The sequence below is a fragment of the Thiocystis minor genome, assembly GCF_016653465.1.
Classification (GTDB): domain Bacteria; phylum Pseudomonadota; class Gammaproteobacteria; order Chromatiales; family Chromatiaceae; genus Chromatium; species Chromatium minus.
In genome coordinates this window covers 1-16912 of record NZ_NHSQ01000049.1, presented here as the reverse complement: position 1 = coordinate 16912, position 16912 = coordinate 1, and the positions used below count along the sequence as shown (strand labels likewise).

Annotated in this window: 33 protein-coding genes; 32 read left to right on the top strand and 1 reads right to left on the bottom strand. The window is 58.7% G+C overall.

All coding sequences use genetic code 11. The features are described from left to right. The 32 genes from CCR95_RS04995 to CCR95_RS04840 all read left to right on the top strand — a co-directional run. Window positions 1-314 (top strand): EF-Tu C-terminal domain-related protein (locus CCR95_RS04995; protein WP_476718518.1); only part of this gene is annotated, 314 nt, incomplete at its 5' end. A 4-nt stretch (window positions 315-318) separates the two neighbouring features. Continuing rightward, on the top strand, window positions 319-630 hold the full coding sequence (gene rpsJ / locus CCR95_RS04990; RefSeq protein WP_014780395.1) for a 30S ribosomal protein S10: 312 nt from the start codon (window positions 319-321) through the stop codon (window positions 628-630). A 10-nt stretch (window positions 631-640) separates the two neighbouring features. Further along, window positions 641-1291: a 50S ribosomal protein L3 gene (gene rplC / locus CCR95_RS04985; RefSeq protein WP_201092431.1), complete on the top strand. Its 651-nt coding sequence runs from the start codon at window positions 641-643 to the stop codon at window positions 1289-1291. Window positions 1292-1297: 6 nt separating this feature from the next. Next, complete coding sequence (gene rplD / locus CCR95_RS04980) at window positions 1298-1909, top strand: 50S ribosomal protein L4 (protein ID WP_201092428.1); 612 nt, start codon at window positions 1298-1300, stop codon at window positions 1907-1909. Beyond that, on the top strand, window positions 1906-2202 hold the full coding sequence (gene rplW / locus CCR95_RS04975; protein ID WP_014780398.1) for a 50S ribosomal protein L23: 297 nt from the start codon (window positions 1906-1908) through the stop codon (window positions 2200-2202). Before rplD ends, rplW begins: the two co-directional genes overlap by 4 nt. A 32-nt stretch (window positions 2203-2234) precedes the next feature. After that, the gene (rplB, locus tag CCR95_RS04970; RefSeq protein ID WP_201092426.1) at window positions 2235-3062 is read left to right on the top strand and encodes a 50S ribosomal protein L2; all 828 of its coding nucleotides are present in this window, start codon (window positions 2235-2237) and stop codon (window positions 3060-3062) included. 19 nt (window positions 3063-3081) lie between these two features. Continuing rightward, window positions 3082-3360: a 30S ribosomal protein S19 gene (rpsS, locus tag CCR95_RS04965; RefSeq protein WP_014780400.1), complete on the top strand. Its 279-nt coding sequence runs from the start codon at window positions 3082-3084 to the stop codon at window positions 3358-3360. Between the two features lie 14 nt (window positions 3361-3374). After that, window positions 3375-3707: a 50S ribosomal protein L22 gene (gene rplV / locus CCR95_RS04960; protein ID WP_014780401.1), complete on the top strand. Its 333-nt coding sequence runs from the start codon at window positions 3375-3377 to the stop codon at window positions 3705-3707. A gap of 18 nt (window positions 3708-3725) precedes the next feature. Beyond that, window positions 3726-4403: a 30S ribosomal protein S3 gene (gene rpsC, locus CCR95_RS04955; RefSeq protein ID WP_014780402.1), complete on the top strand. Its 678-nt coding sequence runs from the start codon at window positions 3726-3728 to the stop codon at window positions 4401-4403. A 3-nt stretch (window positions 4404-4406) separates the two neighbouring features. Next, the gene (gene rplP, locus CCR95_RS04950) at window positions 4407-4820 is read left to right on the top strand and encodes a 50S ribosomal protein L16 (protein WP_014780403.1); all 414 of its coding nucleotides are present in this window, start codon (window positions 4407-4409) and stop codon (window positions 4818-4820) included. Then, window positions 4820-5020 (top strand): 50S ribosomal protein L29, encoded by a 201-nt coding sequence (rpmC, locus tag CCR95_RS04945; RefSeq protein WP_014780404.1) that lies wholly within the window; start codon window positions 4820-4822, stop codon window positions 5018-5020. The genes rplP and rpmC overlap by 1 nt, the downstream gene beginning before the upstream one ends. After that, window positions 5017-5283, top strand: a complete 267-nt coding sequence (rpsQ, locus tag CCR95_RS04940) for a 30S ribosomal protein S17 (protein ID WP_201092424.1) — start codon at window positions 5017-5019, stop codon at window positions 5281-5283. Before rpmC ends, rpsQ begins: the two co-directional genes overlap by 4 nt. Before the next feature lie 112 nt (window positions 5284-5395). Further along, window positions 5396-5764, top strand: a complete 369-nt coding sequence (gene rplN / locus CCR95_RS04935) for a 50S ribosomal protein L14 (protein WP_014780406.1) — start codon at window positions 5396-5398, stop codon at window positions 5762-5764. Window positions 5765-5776: 12 nt separating this feature from the next. Beyond that, window positions 5777-6094 (top strand): 50S ribosomal protein L24, encoded by a 318-nt coding sequence (gene rplX, locus CCR95_RS04930; protein ID WP_014780407.1) that lies wholly within the window; start codon window positions 5777-5779, stop codon window positions 6092-6094. A gap of 14 nt (window positions 6095-6108) precedes the next feature. After that, on the top strand, window positions 6109-6648 hold the full coding sequence (gene rplE, locus CCR95_RS04925; RefSeq protein ID WP_201092423.1) for a 50S ribosomal protein L5: 540 nt from the start codon (window positions 6109-6111) through the stop codon (window positions 6646-6648). Window positions 6649-6657: 9 nt separating this feature from the next. Further along, window positions 6658-6963 (top strand): 30S ribosomal protein S14, encoded by a 306-nt coding sequence (rpsN, locus tag CCR95_RS04920; protein ID WP_201092422.1) that lies wholly within the window; start codon window positions 6658-6660, stop codon window positions 6961-6963. 99 nt (window positions 6964-7062) lie between these two features. After that, window positions 7063-7458 carry a 30S ribosomal protein S8 gene (gene rpsH, locus CCR95_RS04915; protein ID WP_201092413.1) on the top strand — a complete coding sequence of 132 codons (396 nt, stop codon included), beginning with the start codon at window positions 7063-7065 and terminating at the stop codon, window positions 7456-7458. Window positions 7459-7470: 12 nt separating this feature from the next. Then, window positions 7471-8004, top strand: a complete 534-nt coding sequence (gene rplF, locus CCR95_RS04910) for a 50S ribosomal protein L6 (RefSeq protein ID WP_201092411.1) — start codon at window positions 7471-7473, stop codon at window positions 8002-8004. A gap of 13 nt (window positions 8005-8017) precedes the next feature. Beyond that, window positions 8018-8374, top strand: a complete 357-nt coding sequence (gene rplR, locus CCR95_RS04905; protein WP_201092409.1) for a 50S ribosomal protein L18 — start codon at window positions 8018-8020, stop codon at window positions 8372-8374. 10 nt (window positions 8375-8384) lie between these two features. Next, entirely contained in the window at window positions 8385-8891 is a 507-nt protein-coding gene (rpsE, locus tag CCR95_RS04900; protein ID WP_201092407.1) for a 30S ribosomal protein S5, read from the top strand. A gap of 3 nt (window positions 8892-8894) precedes the next feature. Then, on the top strand, window positions 8895-9098 hold the full coding sequence (gene rpmD, locus CCR95_RS04895) for a 50S ribosomal protein L30 (protein WP_201092402.1): 204 nt from the start codon (window positions 8895-8897) through the stop codon (window positions 9096-9098). Continuing rightward, complete coding sequence (rplO, locus tag CCR95_RS04890) at window positions 9088-9522, top strand: 50S ribosomal protein L15 (protein WP_201092401.1); 435 nt, start codon at window positions 9088-9090, stop codon at window positions 9520-9522. Before rpmD ends, rplO begins: the two co-directional genes overlap by 11 nt. A gap of 19 nt (window positions 9523-9541) precedes the next feature. Beyond that, on the top strand, window positions 9542-10894 hold the full coding sequence (gene secY, locus CCR95_RS04885) for a preprotein translocase subunit SecY (protein WP_201092400.1): 1353 nt from the start codon (window positions 9542-9544) through the stop codon (window positions 10892-10894). Window positions 10895-10921: 27 nt separating this feature from the next. Beyond that, on the top strand, window positions 10922-11035 hold the full coding sequence (rpmJ, locus tag CCR95_RS04880; RefSeq protein WP_201092399.1) for a 50S ribosomal protein L36: 114 nt from the start codon (window positions 10922-10924) through the stop codon (window positions 11033-11035). Between the two features lie 82 nt (window positions 11036-11117). Further along, window positions 11118-11474 carry a 30S ribosomal protein S13 gene (gene rpsM / locus CCR95_RS04875; protein WP_201092387.1) on the top strand — a complete coding sequence of 119 codons (357 nt, stop codon included), beginning with the start codon at window positions 11118-11120 and terminating at the stop codon, window positions 11472-11474. Between the two features lie 38 nt (window positions 11475-11512). Continuing rightward, window positions 11513-11902, top strand: a complete 390-nt coding sequence (gene rpsK / locus CCR95_RS04870) for a 30S ribosomal protein S11 (protein ID WP_201092384.1) — start codon at window positions 11513-11515, stop codon at window positions 11900-11902. A 26-nt stretch (window positions 11903-11928) separates the two neighbouring features. Next, on the top strand, window positions 11929-12549 hold the full coding sequence (gene rpsD, locus CCR95_RS04865) for a 30S ribosomal protein S4 (protein WP_201092374.1): 621 nt from the start codon (window positions 11929-11931) through the stop codon (window positions 12547-12549). A 22-nt stretch (window positions 12550-12571) separates the two neighbouring features. After that, window positions 12572-13582 carry a DNA-directed RNA polymerase subunit alpha gene (locus CCR95_RS04860; protein WP_201092370.1) on the top strand — a complete coding sequence of 337 codons (1011 nt, stop codon included), beginning with the start codon at window positions 12572-12574 and terminating at the stop codon, window positions 13580-13582. Between the two features lie 77 nt (window positions 13583-13659). After that, a complete protein-coding gene (gene rplQ / locus CCR95_RS04855) occupies window positions 13660-14052 on the top strand; it encodes a 50S ribosomal protein L17 (protein ID WP_201092368.1) in 393 nt (130 codons plus the stop codon). Between the two features lie 146 nt (window positions 14053-14198). Further along, the gene (locus CCR95_RS04850) at window positions 14199-14966 is read left to right on the top strand and encodes an SAM hydrolase/SAM-dependent halogenase family protein (protein WP_201092366.1); all 768 of its coding nucleotides are present in this window, start codon (window positions 14199-14201) and stop codon (window positions 14964-14966) included. Between the two features lie 150 nt (window positions 14967-15116). Next, window positions 15117-15878 (top strand): tellurite resistance TerB family protein, encoded by a 762-nt coding sequence (locus CCR95_RS04845; protein WP_201092364.1) that lies wholly within the window; start codon window positions 15117-15119, stop codon window positions 15876-15878. Window positions 15879-15956: 78 nt separating this feature from the next. Then, window positions 15957-16679 (top strand): ERCC4 domain-containing protein, encoded by a 723-nt coding sequence (locus CCR95_RS04840; protein WP_242523066.1) that lies wholly within the window; start codon window positions 15957-15959, stop codon window positions 16677-16679. Window positions 16680-16773: 94 nt separating this feature from the next. Here CCR95_RS04840 and CCR95_RS26265 read toward each other — a convergent pair. After that, window positions 16774-16912 (bottom strand): Tn3 family transposase (locus CCR95_RS26265; RefSeq protein ID WP_201092363.1); only part of this gene is annotated, 139 nt, incomplete at its 5' end.

Below are 16912 nucleotides of genomic sequence, written 5' to 3'. Positions count from 1 at the left end.
AGGTGCTGGCCAAGCCCAAGTCGATTCACCCGCACACCCACTTCGAAGCCGAAGTCTACGTGCTGAGCAAAGACGAAGGCGGGCGTCACACCCCCTTCTTCAACGGCTACCGGCCGCAGTTCTACTTCCGCACCACCGACGTCACCGGCGCCTGCGAACTGCCCGAGGGGATCGAGATGGTCATGCCCGGCGACAACGTCAAGATGACCATCAAGCTGATCGCCCCGATCGCCATGGAAGAAGGTCTGCGCTTCGCGGTGCGTGAAGGCGGACGCACGGTCGGTGCCGGCGTCGTCGCGAAGATTATCGAGTAAGGACATGAGCAGCCAAAGAATTCGTATTCGCCTGAAGGCGTTCGATCACCGTTTGATCGACCAGTCCGCTCGTGAAATCGTCGACACCGCCAAGCGCACGGGCGCCCAGGTGCGGGGTCCGGTACCGCTGCCGTCCAAGAAGGAGCGCTTCACGATCCTGATCTCGCCGCACGTCAACAAGGACGCGCGCGACCAGTACGAACTGCGGACGCATAAACGCCTGATGGATATTGTCGACCCCACGGATAAGACGGTCGATGCGCTAATGAAACTGGATCTGGCCGCGGGCGTCGACGTCCAGATCAAGCTGAGCTGAGGACGAGACGATGACGATCGGAGTTATCGGGCGCAAGGCTGGCATGACCCGCCTGTTCCAAGAGGACGGGGAGAGTATCCCTGTCACCGTGATCGAGGTGACGCCAAACCGCGTCAGCCAAGTCAAGTCCGCCGAGACCGATGGCTATCGCGCCGTGCAGGTCGCCTTCGGCACGCGCCGCGCCTCGCGCGTCACCAAGCCGATGGCTGGGCATTATGCCAAGGCTGGCGTGGAAGCGGGCGAAGTGCTGCGTGAGTTCCGGCTGGAGGGCGACGAAGGCGCCGATCTGGAAGTTGGGCATGAAATCACGGTGTCCATCTTTGAGACCGGACAAAAAGTCGATGTGCGGGGCGTGACCAAGGGCCGTGGATTTACCGGCGCGATCCGACGTCACCACTTTTCCATGCAGGACGCGACGCACGGTAACTCGCGCTCGCACCGTTCGGCGGGTTCCATCGGACAGAACCAGACCCCTGGTCACGTCTGGAAAGGCAAGAAGATGGCCGGTCACCTGGGTGCCGACAATCGTTGTCAGCAGAACCTTGAGGTGGTACGGGTCGACGCCGAGCGAAACCTGTTGCTCGTTCGTGGCGGCGTGCCTGGCCCGACTGGCGGACGTCTGATCGTGCTGCCGTCCGTGAAGCAGAAAAACAAGGGTTAAGCAGTCATGGAACTTGCCATTCGAAACCACACTGGCGCCGCTAGTGTGCAGGTTTCAGACGCCGTTTTCGGTGTCGAATATAAGCCTGGCCTCGTGCATCAGGTGGTGACCGCTTACATGGCGGCCGCCCGTTCGGGCACGAAGGCACAGAAAACGCGCGCCGAAGTTTCCGGTGGTGGCGCCAAGCCGTGGCGCCAGAAAGGCACTGGTCGGGCGCGTGCCGGTAGCTCGCGAAGCCCCATCTGGCGTTCCGGTGGCGTGACCTTCGCGGCCAAGCCGCGCGATTACACCCAGAAAGTCAATCGCAAGATGTATCGCGGTGCCGTGCGTTCGATTCTGTCGGAACTGGTCCGGACCGAGCGTTTGGTCATTGTGCCGGAGCTTTCCCTGCCGGCACCCAAGACGAAGGAACTGGTCGCGCTCCTGAAGACCTACGAGTTGCGGGACGTGCTGATTCTGACCGACGGTTTGGATGAAGCCTTGTACTTGGCGGCCCGTAATCTGTACGGCGTCAATGTCATGTCGGCTCAAGAAGTCGATCCGGTGAGCCTGGTTGCCTTCGATACCCTCCTGGCGACCGAAGCCGCTGTGAAGAAGCTTGAGGAGCGTCTGGCATGAACAACGAGCGTCTCATGAAGGTGCTGTTGGCACCGATCATCTCTGAAAAATCGACCCGGATCGCCGAGCAGTCGAGCCAATTTACGTTTCGTGTCATGACGGATGCGACAAAGCGCGAAATCGCCAGCGCCGTCGAGCTTCTGTTCGAGGTCAAGGTCGATCACGTTCATGTGCTGAACGTCAAAGGAAAAGCGAAACGAGTCAAGCAGCGTCTCGGCAAACGCCAGGATTGGCGGAAGGCCTATGTGCGCTTGAAACCCGGCCATGATATCGACTTCGGCGGCGGCGCGTGAGCGCGGCGGCGGACAGAAACGGATAGACCAAGATGCCAATCGTAAAGACAAAGCCTACGTCCGCCGGACGTCGTTTCGTCGTTAAGGTCACGACGCCGGAGCTGCATAAAGGCGCTCCGTACAAGCCATTGATCGAAAAAAAATCGAAACATGGCGGACGCAATAATCTCGGACGCATCACCGTTCGCCATCAGGGCGGTGGACACAAGCAGCGCTATCGTATCGTTGACTTCAAGCGGAACAAGGAAGGCGTTCCAGCGACGGTCGAACGGCTTGAGTATGACCCGAATCGCTCCGCGCATCTGGCCCTGTTGAAATATGCCGACGGCGAGCGCGCCTACATCATCGCGCCGAAAGGGCTCCATGCGGGCGACAGCGTGCAGGCCGGCGAAGCCGCTCCGATTGCCGTAGGCAACTGCATGCCGCTGCGTAACATTCCGGTCGGCACCCAAGTGCATTGCATCGAGATGCGGCCCGGCAAGGGCGCGCAGATGGCGCGGGCGGCCGGTGCTTCGGCGCAGTTGATCGCGCGCGATACCTCGGCGGCAACCCTGAGGCTGCGTTCGGGCGAGATGCGCAAGGTGCATGCTGACTGCCGCGCCGTGATCGGCGAGGTCGGGAATACCGAGCACAGTCTGCAGAAACTTGGCAAGGCCGGCGCGACTCGCTGGCGTGGGGTGCGTCCGACCGTCCGCGGCGTCGTCATGAACCCGGTGGATCACCCGCATGGCGGCGGCGAAGGCCGTACCTCCGGCGGCCGTCACCCGGTGACCCCCTGGGGTGTGCCGACCAAGGGTCATAAGACGCGCAAGAATAAGCGGACCGACGGCATGATTGTCCGTCGTCGCGGTCGCAAATAATTAAGGCGAGGTTGAGCAAGTGCCACGTTCGATTCGAAAAGGACCCTTTGTGGACCACCACCTGATCAAAAAGGTGGAAGAAGCGGTCGCCCAAAACAGTAAGCGCCCGATCAAAACCTGGTCGCGCCGCTCCATGGTGCTGCCGGAAATGGTGGGCCTGACCATCGCGGTCCACAACGGACGTCAGCATGTGCCCGTGCTCGTCAACGAAAACATGATTGGCCATAAACTCGGTGAGTTTTCCATGACCCGCACCTATCGCGGTCATGCGGCTGATCGCAAGGCGAAAAAGCGCTAGTCGGAGATCCGCGGATGCAAGCCGAAGCAACACTGAAATATGCCCGGATCTCGGCCCAGAAGGCTCGACTGGTCGCGGATCTGATTCGTGGTCGTCATGTCGAGGAGGCCCTGAACACCCTGACGTTCAGCACCCAGAAAGGTGCCGGTCTGATCAAGGGGGTTCTGGAGTCCGCCATCGCGAATGCCGAGCATAACGAGGGCGCGGATATCGACGAGCTCAAGGTTGCGGCCATTCAGATCAACGAAGGCCCAACCATGAAGCGGATCCGCGCGCGCGCCAAGGGGCGCGCCAACCGAATCAAGAAACGCACCAGCCACATCAGTTTGATCGTGGCTGAAGGCTAGGGAATCCAGGGGACCAGCATGGGACAAAAAGTTCATCCGAACGGTATCCGGCTTGGCATCGTCAAGGACTGGACATCCAAGTGGTACGCGAGCACGAAAGATTACGCGAATTTTCTGAACACGGATCTTGCGGTGCGCGCCTTTCTGCGGAAAGAGCTCTCCAAGGCGTCCGTCAGTCGCATCCAGATCGATCGCCCCGCAAAAAATGCGCATATCACCATTCATACGGCGCGCCCGGGCGTGGTGATCGGCAAGAAAGGCGAGGATATCGACAAGTTGCGCGGAAAGGTCTCCGCGATGATGGGCATCCCGGTGCACATCAGCATCGAAGAGATCCGTAAGCCGGAACTCGACGCGCAGCTGGTTGCCGAAGGCATCGCGCAGCAGCTTGAACGTCGCATCATGTTCCGGCGCGCGATGAAGCGGTCGATCCAGAACACGATGCGACTCGGTGCCGAGGGCGTCCGGATCAATGTCGCGGGCCGTCTAAATGGCGCCGAAATCGCACGCAGCGAGTGGGCCCGCGAGGGTCGCGTGCCGCTCCATACACTGCGTGCCGATATTGACTACGGGTTTGCCGAGGCTAAGACGACCTATGGCATCTTGGGCGTCAAGGTGTGGATCTTCAAGGGCGAGGTATTCGGCGATCAGCTTCCCGAAGAACCGGCGCCGAAAGCGGCCGGAAAGAAGGGTTAAGTCATGCTGCAACCGAAACGTACCAAGTTCCGCAAGCAACATAAAGGGCGCAACCGTGGTCTTGCCCAGAGCGGGAACCGCGTCAGCTTCGGTGAGTTCGGCCTCAAAGCAACCGAGCGCGGGCGTTTGACGGCGCGTCAGATCGAAGCCGCGCGCCGTGCGATTCAACGCAGCGTCAAGCGCGGCGGCAAGCTCTGGATCCGTGTTTTCCCGGATAAGCCGATTTCCAAAAAGCCTCTCGAAGTGCGCATGGGTAAGGGCAAAGGCAACGTCGAGTATTGGGTTGCCCTGGTTCAGCCTGGCTTTGTGCTCTATGAGATCGAAGGTGTCACGGAGGAGTTGGCCCGTGAGGCATTCGCGCTTGCGTCGGCGAAACTGCCCGTGCAGACCACTTTTGAAAAGCGGACGATTCTGTGATGAAGGCGAACGAACTTAGAAAAAGCAGCCTCGAAGAGTTGCAAAAGCAGTTGATGGAACTGCTTCGCGAGCAATTCAATCTGCGCATGCAGCGGGGCACCGGCCAGTTGTCCAAGCCTTCGCAGATGAAGGCGGGACGCCGGGATATCGCCCGGATCAAGACGGTCATGACTGAAATGACGGCGGGCGGTAAATCATGAGCGACGACACCGAAAACAAGACCAATCGCACCCTGGAAGGCCGTGTCACCAGCAGTGCCATGGACAAGACGGTGACGGTCCTCATCGAGCGTCGTGTCAAGCACCCGCTATACGGCAAATTCATGCGCCGCTCGACCAAGATCCATGCGCACGATGAAACCAATAGCTGTGGCGAAGGCGATCTCGTGCGTGTTGAGCAATGTCGCCCGCTCTCCAAGACCAAATCATGGCGCTTGCTCGACATTATCGAGAAGGCTCGCTGAGGTTACGCGCGACGAGACGCCCCTGGCGTTCGTTCGCCGCCGCGTTCGGCGCGGTCATTCGCAGAGCAGCCGGATCCACTCCGGGATCAGCAATCAGTTTAGGTAAACGACAATGATTCAGATGCAGTCCAATCTAGGCGTCGCCGACAATAGCGGCGCAAAGAGGGTGCAATGCATCAAAGTGCTCGGCGGATCGCATCGGCGCTACGCGGGCATCGGCGATGTCATTAAGGTTTCCGTCAAGGATGCCATTCCTCGCGGCAAGGTGAAGAAAGGCGATGTCTATAACGCCGTCGTGGTCCGGACCCGTAAGGGTGTGCGTCGTCCGGATGGATCGCTGATCCGTTTCGACGGTAACGCCGCCGTACTGCTGAACAATCAGCTTCAACCGATCGGGACACGTATTTTCGGGCCCGTGACGCGCGAACTTCGGGGTGACCGCTTCATGAAGATCATCTCGCTGGCACCCGAAGTGCTGTAAGGAGACGACGGCATGCAAAAAATCAAAAAAGGTGATGACGTCATCGTGATCACCGGCAAAGACAAAGGCAAGCGTGGCACGGTGTTGCGTGTCGTCGACGAGGACCGAGTCATCGTCGAAAACATCAATATTGCCCGTAAGCATCAGAAGCCGAATCCACAGGCGGGCGAACCTGGCGGCATTATCGACAAGGCCATGCCGATTCAGGTGTCCAACGTCGCGTTGTACAACCCTCAAAAGGGCGGCGCGGATCGGGTCGGCTTCAAGATCCTGGAAGACGGTCGCAAGGTTCGCGTGTTCAAATCGAACGGCGAAGTCGTCGACGTCTGACCGAGGGAGGCAAAATGAGCAGATTACAGACAGAATATCGCGAGCAGATCGTCGGCCAATTGAAGGAACGTCTCGGCTTCAAAAGTGTGATGCAGGTGCCGCGGATCGAGAAGATTACGCTCAACATGGGTGTTGGCGAGGCGGTTGCGGATAAGAAAGTAATGGATCATGCCGTTGCCGATCTGCGCGCCATCGCCGGGCAGCAGCCCATCGTCACCTTCGCGCGCAAGTCGGTTGCCGGGTTCAAGATTCGCGAGGGTTGGCCGATCGGTTGTAAAGTGACGCTGCGCCGCGAACGGATGTACGAATTTCTTGATCGCTTGGTCAATGTCGCGATTCCGCGTATTCGCGACTTCCGTGGTCTGAGTGCGAAGGCGTTCGACGGCCGTGGGAACTATTCGATGGGCGTGCGCGAACAGATCATGTTCCCCGAAATCGATTACGACAAGATCGACGCAATTCGCGGACTCGACATCACGATTACGACCTCGGCGCGGACGGACGAGGAAGGACGCGCGCTGCTTGAGGCGTTCAAGTTCCCATTCCGTACCTGAGATAGCACTATGGCGAAGAAGAGCATGATTGCGCGCGACGTCAAGCGCACCCGGATCGCGGCCAAGTTCGGCGCGAAGCGCGCGGCACTGAAGGACGTCATCAATGATCGTGGCGCGAGCGCGGAACAGATCGACGAGGCAATGCGGAAGTTCCATCAGCTTCCGCGCGATGCCAGTCCGTCGCGCCAACAACGGCGTTGCCGGGTCAGCGGTCGTCCGCATGCCGTCTATCGGAAATTCGGGCTTGCGCGCATGAAGTTGCGCGAAGCCGTGATGCGCGGGGATGTCCCCGGCGTCGTCAAGGCGAGTTGGTAAGCTCGCCCCCTTCGGCTCTGTCCGCGACTTGGACCGTGCCGATCAAAAACACCTGAAGGGTATCGCGCCGTCAAGGCGGTTTGACCCAAGGAGCTTCTCATGAGTATGTCGGATCCGATTGCGGATATGCTGACACGCATCCGCAACGGCCAGCAGCGTGGCAAAATCACCATTGTGATGCCGTCCTCCAAGCAGAAGGTTGCGATTGCGAACCTGCTGAAGGAGGAAGGCTATATCGCCGAGGCATCGGTCGAACCCAATGGCGGCAAGCCCGAGTTGGTCATCAAGCTCAAGTATTTCCGCGGCAAGCCCGTGATCGAGGTCATCAAGCGCGTCTCGAGGCCTGGTCTACGCATTTATCGCAATAAAAACGAGTTGCCCAAGGTTTGGGCCGGACTCGGGATTGCGATCATCTCCACCTCGCAAGGTTTGATGACCGACCGCGCGGCCCGCCAGGCGGGTCACGGCGGCGAAATCATCGCCTACGTCGCTTAAGAGGATACGGAGATGTCACGAGTCGCAAAGGCGCCGATTCCGGTGCCAAAAGGTGTCACCGTCGAGATCGTCGGTCAGGATGTCAAGGTCAAGGGTGCCAAGGGCAGCCTTGAGTGGAGCGTCCATCCGACCGTTGTCGTCAGTCAGGAGGCGAATGAGCTCAAGGTCGCTCCAGCCGCGGGCCAGGCGAGTGCCTGGGCCATGGCCGGAACCACCCGCGCGCTGCTCAACAACATGGTGATGGGCTGTAGCGCCGGTTTCACGCGCAAGCTCACGTTGGTGGGTGTCGGCTATCGCGCTGCGGCCAAGGGCGATGTCCTGAATCTGACCCTCGGTTTTTCGCATCCGATCGATTATCCGGTGCCTGCGGGTATCACCATCGAGACCCCGAGTCAGACCGAAGTCGTTGTCATGGGTGCCGATAAACAACGGGTCGGTCAGGTCGCCTCGGAGATCCGGGGATTCCGTCCGCCGGAGCCTTACAAGGGCAAGGGTGTTCGTTACGCGGACGAGAATGTCCTGCGTAAGGAAGCCAAGAAGAAATAAGGGGTCTCACGTCATGGATAAAAAACAGGCTCGTCTGCGCCGTGCGGCGCGGGCACGCGCCAAGATTCGGGAAATGGGCGAATTTCGGTTGTGCGTCTATCGCACGCCCCGGCATACCTATGCCCAAATCATTGCCCCGACGGGCGACAAGGTGGTTGCCAGCGCATCCACGCTGGATAAAGACATCCGCCAGTCGATCGAGGGCAACAAGGCAAACATTGTAGCGGCAACTGTCATCGGTAAGGCGATTGCTGAACGTGCCTTGTCCGCCGGCGTGGAAAGGGTCGCTTTCGACCGTTCCGGCTTCCGTTATCACGGTCGTCTCAAGGCGCTTGCCGACGCGGCGCGTGAGCACGGATTGAAATTCTGAGGACTCGAACATGGCGAACTTCAATCCTAAGCAGGAAGGCGATGACCTTCTGGAAAAGCTGGTGGCAGTCAACCGCGTCGCCAAGGTCGTTAAAGGCGGACGGCAATTCGGTTTCGCGGCCTTGACGGTCGTGGGCGACGGCAAAGGCCGCGTCGGCTTCGGTCGCGGCAAGGCGCGTGAGGTGCCGATCGCGATCCAGAAGGCGATGGAAAGCGCCCGCAAGAACATGATCGAAGTTAAGCTGAATGGCACCACCCTTCAGTATCCGCTGCAGGGCGAGCATGGCGCCGCGAAGGTCTTCATGCAGCCGGCTTCCGACGGTACCGGGATCATTGCCGGGGGTGCGATGCGCGCGGTGTTCGAGGTGCTCGGCGTTCAGAATGTCCTCGCCAAGTGCATCGGTACCAACAACCCGATCAACGTCGTGCGTGCGACGGTTCAGGGACTGCGTGCCATGAATGATGCGGAAACCATCGCTGCCAAGCGCGGGAAAACCGTCGAACAGATCCTGGGGTAAGCGATGTCTGACAAAAAAATGATGAAGGTGAAACTGGTGCGCAGCACCAGCGGGCGCCTTGAAAAACATAAGGCGTGTGTGCGCGGTCTGGGCCTGCGGCGGATGCATCAGGTCGTAGAGGTTGAGGATACGCCCTGCACCCGCGGGATGGTCAACACCGTGTATTACATGGTCAAGGTCGTGGAGGAGTCTCACCATGCGGCTTAATGATCTCAAGCCCGACGAGGGTAGCCGGCCTTCCGCCAAGCGCGTCGGACGCGGTATCGGCAGCGGCCTGGGAAAGACCTGCGGACGTGGCCACAAAGGGCAAAAATCCCGTAAGGGCGGCTTTCACAAGGTTGGCTTCGAGGGTGGTCAGATGCCGCTCCAGCGGCGTCTGCCGAAGGTCGGTTTTCGCTCGCGCGCATCGCTCGTCAGTGCGGAAGTGCGCCTGACCGAACTCAATCGTATCGAAGGCGATGTGGTGGATCTGGCTTCCCTGATGGCGGCGGGCGTTGTGAATCGCTCCATCAAGACGGCGAAGATCATTGCTTCCGGTCAGGTCTCTCGTCCCCTGACGGTGCGTGGCGTCGGCGTCACCAAGGGTGCGCGCGTCGCGATCGAATCGGCCGGCGGCAAGGTCGAAGACTAACCAACAGGCGCGAATTCGGATGGCTAAGAACGTCGGATCAATGGGTAAATCGCTTGGCGGAATGGGGCAGTTGACGGAGTTGAAACGCCGTCTGCTGTTCCTGTTAGGAGCTTTGCTCGTCTACCGTATCGGTACCTTCGTGCCGGTTCCGGGAGTCAATCCTGAGGCACTCGCTATCCTGTTCGACCAGAATCAGGGCTCGATCCTGGACATGTTCAACATGTTCTCGGGTGGCGCCCTGGAGCGTGCGAGTTTGTTCGCGCTCGGTGTCATGCCCTACATCTCGGCATCGATCATCATCCAGTTGATGACATCGGTGGTACCGCAACTCGAACAGTTGAAAAAAGAGGGCGAGTCCGGGCGGCGCAAAATCACCCAGTACACGCGATATGGAACGGTGTTTCTGGCGACTTTCCAAGCGATCGGCATCTCGATGGCGCTGCAGGGACAGACCGCGGGCGGTTCGGCGCTGGTGGTGCACGGAGGCATCGGCTTTGTCTTTACCGCCGCCGTCTCGCTAGTAACGGGCACCATGTTCCTGATGTGGCTCGGCGAACAGATCACCGAGCGCGGAATCGGTAACGGTATCTCCATGATTATTTTTGCGGGGATTGTCGCCGGTCTGCCAGCCGCCCTGGGGGGAACTCTGGAATTGGCGCGCACTGGCGAAATGAATTCGCTGGCCGTGCTGGCACTATTCGCAATGGCGCTGGCCGTGACAGCGTTCGTGGTCTTTGTCGAGCGTGGACAGCGGCGGATCACCGTGAACTACGCGCGTCGTCAGCAGGGCCGAAAAATGATGCAGGCGCAGAGTACGCATCTACCGCTGAAGTTGAATATGGCCGGCGTCATTCCACCGATCTTTGCGTCGAGTATCCTCCTGTTCCCCGGCACGCTTGGGCAGTTTTTTGGCAGTAACGAGAATCTTCGGTGGATCGCCGATATCACCTCGAAGCTGTCGCCCGGTGAGCCGCTTTATGTCCTGTTCTATACGGTCGCAATCGTCTTTTTCTGCTTTTTCTACACCGCGCTGGTATTCAATGCGAAGGAGACGGCGGATAACCTCAAGCGTTCCGGTGCCTTTATCCCCGGTATCCGTCCGGGGGAGCAAACCGCACGCTACATCGACAGCGTGATGACGCGCCTGACAGCCGCTGGCGCCATCTATATCACCGCAGTCTGTTTACTGCCGGAGTTCCTGATCGTCGGCTACAACGTCCCCTTTTATTTTGGTGGCACATCGCTACTCATCGTGGTCGTCGTAGTCATGGATTTCATGGCGCAGGTTCAGGCTCATTTGATGTCGCATCAATATGAAGGCCTGATGAAAAAGGCCAATCTGAAGTCGCCTGGCGCAGGCATGTTGCGCTAACAGGCGCTCAAGATTTAGGAGTCAACAATGAAAGTGCGTGCATCAGTCAAAAAGTTGTGCAGAAACTGCAAAATCATCCGTCGCAATGGCGTTGTTCGTGTGATTTGCACGGATCCCCGCCACAAACAGCGGCAAGGTTAACCGTACTGGTTGACCATGAAGAAAAGTTTGTTATACTGCGCGGTTTACCCGCTGAGCTATTAGGAATAAGGGGTTCGTCCATATGGCCCGTATCGCCGGCGTCAATATCCCAGATAAAAAGCATGCCGTGATCGCCCTGACAGCGATTTACGGCATCGGCCGCACTAGTGCGGGCAAGATTTGCGACGCGGCAGGCATCCCGCGTGAAACCAAGATGCAGAAGTTGACGGAAGAAGAAGTCGATCGGCTGCGTAATGAAGTCGCGAATTTCACGGTTGAAGGTGACCTGCGCCGTGAGGTGTCGATGAGCATTAAGCGGCTGATGGATCTGGGTTGCTATCGCGGCATCCGTCATCGTCGTGGGTTGCCCCTGCGAGGCCAGCGCACGCGAACCAATGCCCGGACCCGCAAGGGGCCGCGCCGTCCGATCAAACGCTAATGACGTTCGATTGCAGCAGAAAGACTGGATAATGACGAATGGCTAAACCGATTCGCAACACGAAAAAGAAGATCAAGAAGCAGGTCGCGGACGGGGTAGCCCACGTTCACGCTTCTTTCAACAATACAATTATTACGATTACCGACCGCCAGGGAAACACGCTTTCCTGGGCAACGTCAGGCGGCTCCGGATTTCGTGGCTCTCGCAAAAGTACCCCCTTTGCAGCACAGGTGGCGGCGGATAAGGCTGGCCAGGCAGCAAAGGATTACGGGCTACGCAACCTTGATGTCAACGTCAAGGGGCCGGGTCCTGGGCGAGAATCCGCCGTGCGAGCATTGAACAATGCTGGCTTCAAAATCACGAGCATCACCGACGTGACGCCGATCCCACATAACGGCTGCCGTCCGCCTAAAAAGCGGCGCGTCTGACGTCTGACCGTTTAACAGGAAGAAACATGGCACGTTACACAGGCCCAACCTGCAAACTGGCGCGGCGCGAAGGAACTGATCTGTCGCTCAAGAGTCGCGCGCGCGCTTTGGATACCAAGTGCAACCTTGAGAAACAGCCGGGTCAGACGACCGACCGTCGTCGTCGGCTCTCCGACTACGGCGTGCAGTTGCGTGAAAAGCAAAAAGTACGCCGGATTTACGGCTTGCTGGAAAAGCAGTTTCGTAACTACTACAAGAAGGCGGCTCAAACCAAGGGGGCGACAGGTGAAAACCTGCTCCAGCTTCTGGAGCGCCGTCTCGATAATGTCGTCTTTCGGATGGGCTTCGGCTCAACTCGCGCGGAAGCGCGTCAGTTGGTCAGTCACAAAAGCATCCTGGTGAATGGTCGAGTCGTGAACATCGCTTCTTACCAAGTGAGCGCGGAAGATCAGGTCGAGGTTCGCGAGCCGTCCAAAAAGCAGCTCCGTGTCCAGAATGCGTTGGCACTGGCTGAACAGTATGGCTTTCCTGATTGGGTCGAGGTTGACACAAAAGGCCTGAAAGGCGTCTTCAGGCGTGTTCCAGACCGTTCAGATCTGCCGGCTGACATCAACGAGTCGCTGATCGTCGAGCTGTACTCCAAGTAAGGAGTTCCCTGAGAGGCACTGAATGAATGACGCTATTGGCGAATTTCTAAAACCGCGCATCGTAAAAGTCGAGCTGGTTCATGGCGACCTGAACCATGCCAAAATATCGCTGGAACCACTAGAGCGCGGTTTTGGGCACACCCTTGGAAATGCGCTCCGTCGAATTTTGCTGTCTTCCATGGATGGATGCGCTGTGACGGAAGTCGAGATTCAAGGCGTGCTTCACGAGTACACGACCATCGCTGGCGTACAGGAAGATGTGCTTGAGATCCTGTTGAATCTTAAGCAGTTGGCGATTTCCCTTAAGGGAAAAGACGAGGCGACCTTTGCCTTAAGCAAAACTGGCCCTGGCCCCGTGACCGCGGCGGATATTGCCATTGATCATACGGCCGAAATCGCGAACCCCGAGTTGGTCATTGCCAACCTGTCGGAAGGCAGTCTGAGCATGACGTTGACGGTGCGGCGCGGGATTGGTTATGAGCCCACAACTCAGCGTGAACTTGATCTCTCCGAGGATCGTCCGATCGGCAAGTTGCCGATCGACGCTTCTTTCAGTCCGGTTCGTCGGGTAGCGATCGAGGTTCAGTCTGCGCGCGTCGAGCAGCGCACGGATCTGGATCGTCTGGTGATCGATCTTGAAACCAATGGGACGATCGACCCAAGAGAGGCGATTCAGCGATCCGCGACGATCCTGCGCGATCAGTTATCCAGTTTCGTTGCATTGGAAGGCACCGGGCCATCCGAGATTCAAGTCACCGAAAGCAACCCTGAATCGCCCTATGATCCGATTTTGTTGCGTCCGGTTGACGACCTTGAACTGACAGTGCGTTCCGCAAACTGTTTAAAGGCTGAAAATATCTATCTGATTGGTGATTTGATCCAGAGGACCGAGGTTGAGCTTCTGAAAACCCCGAATCTCGGCAAGAAATCGCTGACGGAGATCAAGGATGTCCTCGCGACGCGCGGTCTGTCGTTGGGCATGCGTCTTGAAAATTGGCCGCCCGAGAACATCGCCGAGTTGAGCATTCGGTAACGAGTGTTGCGCGGCCACCGAGCTGCGCCCTCTCGTAGCCTACAAAATCGATTAAAAGTACATTCGGGATCAGGATCATGCGTCACCGCAAAGCCGGAAGGCAACTTAACCGTACCAGCTCGCACCGCGATGCGATGTTTCGCAACATGTCGACCTCGCTGTTTCGTCATGAGCTGATTAAAACCACTCTACCCAAGGCCAAGGAACTCCGTCGCATCGCGGAACCCTTGATTACCCTGGCAAAGATCGATTCGGTTCATACCCGTCGCCTGGCCTTTGCCCGGCTCCGCGATAAAGAAATTATCGGCAAACTGTTCGTCGAACTGGGGCCGCGTTATCAGGATCGTCCGGGCGGTTACCTGCGGATCCTCAAATGCGGTTATCGTGCCAGCGATGCGGCTCCCATGGCTTATGTCGAACTGGTTGACCGTCCGATGACATCGGCAGCGGTCGATGTCGACGACGATTGAGAAACCTCTCGATCAGAAAACCGGGCCGCCGCCCGGTTTTTTTATGCCTTGTTCAGGTTCGTCGCCTCCGGACTCTTGCATTCCTTCGTGTAATCTCGGTCTTGCTAAAGGGGGTGCTTCAGGTCGAGCCACTTGGGGGGTGAAACTTGAGTTCAGCGGCAATTCGGCGGATCGCGCTTGTCACCGACTTCGGCGGCGGTCTCTATGTGGGGCAAATGCGCGCTTGTTTGGGGGCTTTGCTGCCAGAATTGCCGCTGATCGATCTCGTGCATGACTTGCCGCCCTTCCGGCCCGAACTGGCGGCCTATCTGCTGCCAGCCCTGGTGCGCGACATGCCAGGCAACACCTTATATCTCTGTGTCGTCGACCCCGGCGTAGGCGGTGACCGTGCGCTGCTGGCTGTGGAATCCGCTGGCAACTGGTTTATCGGACCCGACAACGGTTTGCTGGCGCCTCTGATTCGTCAGTCCGATAGCGTGGCCTCGGTGTGGCATATCGATTGGCGGCCGGAACGGATGTCTCCCAGTTTCCATGGTCGCGACTGGTTTGTGCCAGCCGCCGTGCGTCTCTGTCTTGGCCAGGATCTCCGGCTGTCCGGCCTGGAGACGTCGGGCATGGTAGGCACCGATTGGTCAGCAGAACGATGCGCTATTCTCTATGTCGATCGCTTCGGCAACCTGATCTCCGGACTGCATGCCGCCGGGCGCGATCGACGGCATCGGCTTCAGGTCGGTGAGCGGTCTGTGCGGAACGCGCGCACGTTTTGCCAGGTCGCGCCGGGCGAATCCTTTTGGTATGAAAACGCCTTCGGGCTGGTCGAAATCGCCGTGAATCGGGGTCGGGCCGATGAGGTGTTGGGGCTTGCCGCCGGCGACCCGATCGGTCCCTTCATCGCCCTGCCGGACGCCGTCTAGTCGAGCAGGCGATCGTCAGTCATGCGCTTGACACAACCAACGTGTATACGTAATGCGCTTCGATTTGGATGAGAATTGTCTCGGACGCCAGGGATCGGCAGGTTGCTCGCAAAAAATGATGTGTTCACATAACCCATTGGAGATAGCGACATGACCAACTTTGGCGATTTACTTGGGGCGCTCCTGCAAAGTAACGCGGGGCAGTCGGCGCAGAGTCGCATCGGCAATGCCCTGCAGGATTTGCAAGCCAATCTGGGGCAGGTATCCGGCGGTCAGGGCGGTGCCGGCGACCTTCTTGCCGGCATTCTCGAACAGGCGAAAAACAGTCTCGGTAACGCCGCCGAGAACCCGCTGCAGGCTGGCGGCATCGGAGCGGTTCTTGGGTCGCTGTTGGGCGGCGGCGGCGATTCCGTCAAGGGTGCCTTGTCGGGCGGCGTTCTGGCCATGCTGGCGGGCGTAGCGTTCAAGGCCATGAGCAATGCTGGGCAGGCTGGCCTGGCGGCTTCTCAACCGCCGCTGGGACTGAAGTCTCCCGCGACTCCGGCGGAGCACTCCCTGCTGGAAACCAAGGCGCAATTGATCATGAAAGGGATGATGAATATCGCCAAGTCGGATGGTCTGGTCAGCCCTGACGAGATCCAGCGAATCGTCGGCAAGGCCGCGGACGCGGGCATCGGTGCTCAGGGTCAGGAGTGGTTGATGGCCGAACTGCGCCAACCATTGAATCTCGATGCCTTCGCTGCGGAAATCCCAAATCCGGAGATCGCGGCGGAAGTGTATGCCGCCTCCTTGCTGGCGGTCGAGGTCGACACCCCGCAGGAGCGCGACTATCTTCGTCAGTTCGCCGAAAAGACCGGGCTGTCTCCCGTCGTGGTTCAGCAAATTCATCGGTCCCTGGGCGTTGCGCGATAACTCCAAACGTCGCGGTTGCCCTGTCAACCGCGCTTGCGGCGTTCAATCTTGACCTCTCTCTCTGTTCTGGAGAGAGGATTGAGTAGGGATACGACAATGGACGTGTGCGCGCAGAGCCACCAGACGATTCGCATCCTGGTCGATGATCGGGAGTCCCGAAGCCCCGTCCTGGATGCGCTAAAAGATCGGGATGGCGTTGATGTGCAAGTGCGGCGCCTGCCGGTTGGCGACTATCTGATCGATGATCGTTTTCTGTTCGAGCGCAAGACCCTGATCGATCTGACGATCTCCATCAAGGACGGGCGTCTTTTTTCGCAAGGAATGCGGCTTGCCGGCTCACCTTTGCGGACTGCATTGATCCTGGAAGGTACTTCGAAGGATCTGGCCGCCAGCCAGATGCGGCGCGAAGCGATCCAGGGAGCCTTGGTCAGTTTGACCTTGTTTCTTGGGATTCCGCTTTTGCGCGCCATGGACCCGCGGGAAACCGCTCGGCTCATGTTGTATGCGGCCCGTCAAGGGCGCCAGTTCGAGACCGGCGCCTATCCGCGCAAAGGTCGCCGCGCGCGTGGCAAGACGAGGTTGCAGAATCACATCCTGCAGGGCCTTCCCGGCATCGGACCCAGGCGCGCCAAGCGTTTGTTGGAGCGTTTTGGCAGTATCGAGGCGGTCGTGACCGCCGATCCCGGAGAGCTCGCCGAAATCGAAGGCATTGGCGAGGTCACCGCCGCCGCCATTCGTTGGGCGGTCCAGGAGGCCGCCGGTTATTTTTTACTCGACGATGACGAATGTTTGCCGATTTAAGCGATTTTCGGGAACCATTGCCCTGATCGCCGCACCCATGAGAATGGCTGTATGTCTACTGGGGGTCGTCTCAGAAAACGGAAAATAAAGCACGCTAAGCTGGTTGCAGCGGGCGTAGCGGCCTGAACTTGCCCGCACCGATCTTGGCGCTGCTGCGCCACACATAATCGCCGGTCAGGTTGATGTGCTCCCAGCCGAGCGGCGACAGATACTGCAACAGTGTGTCATCGACC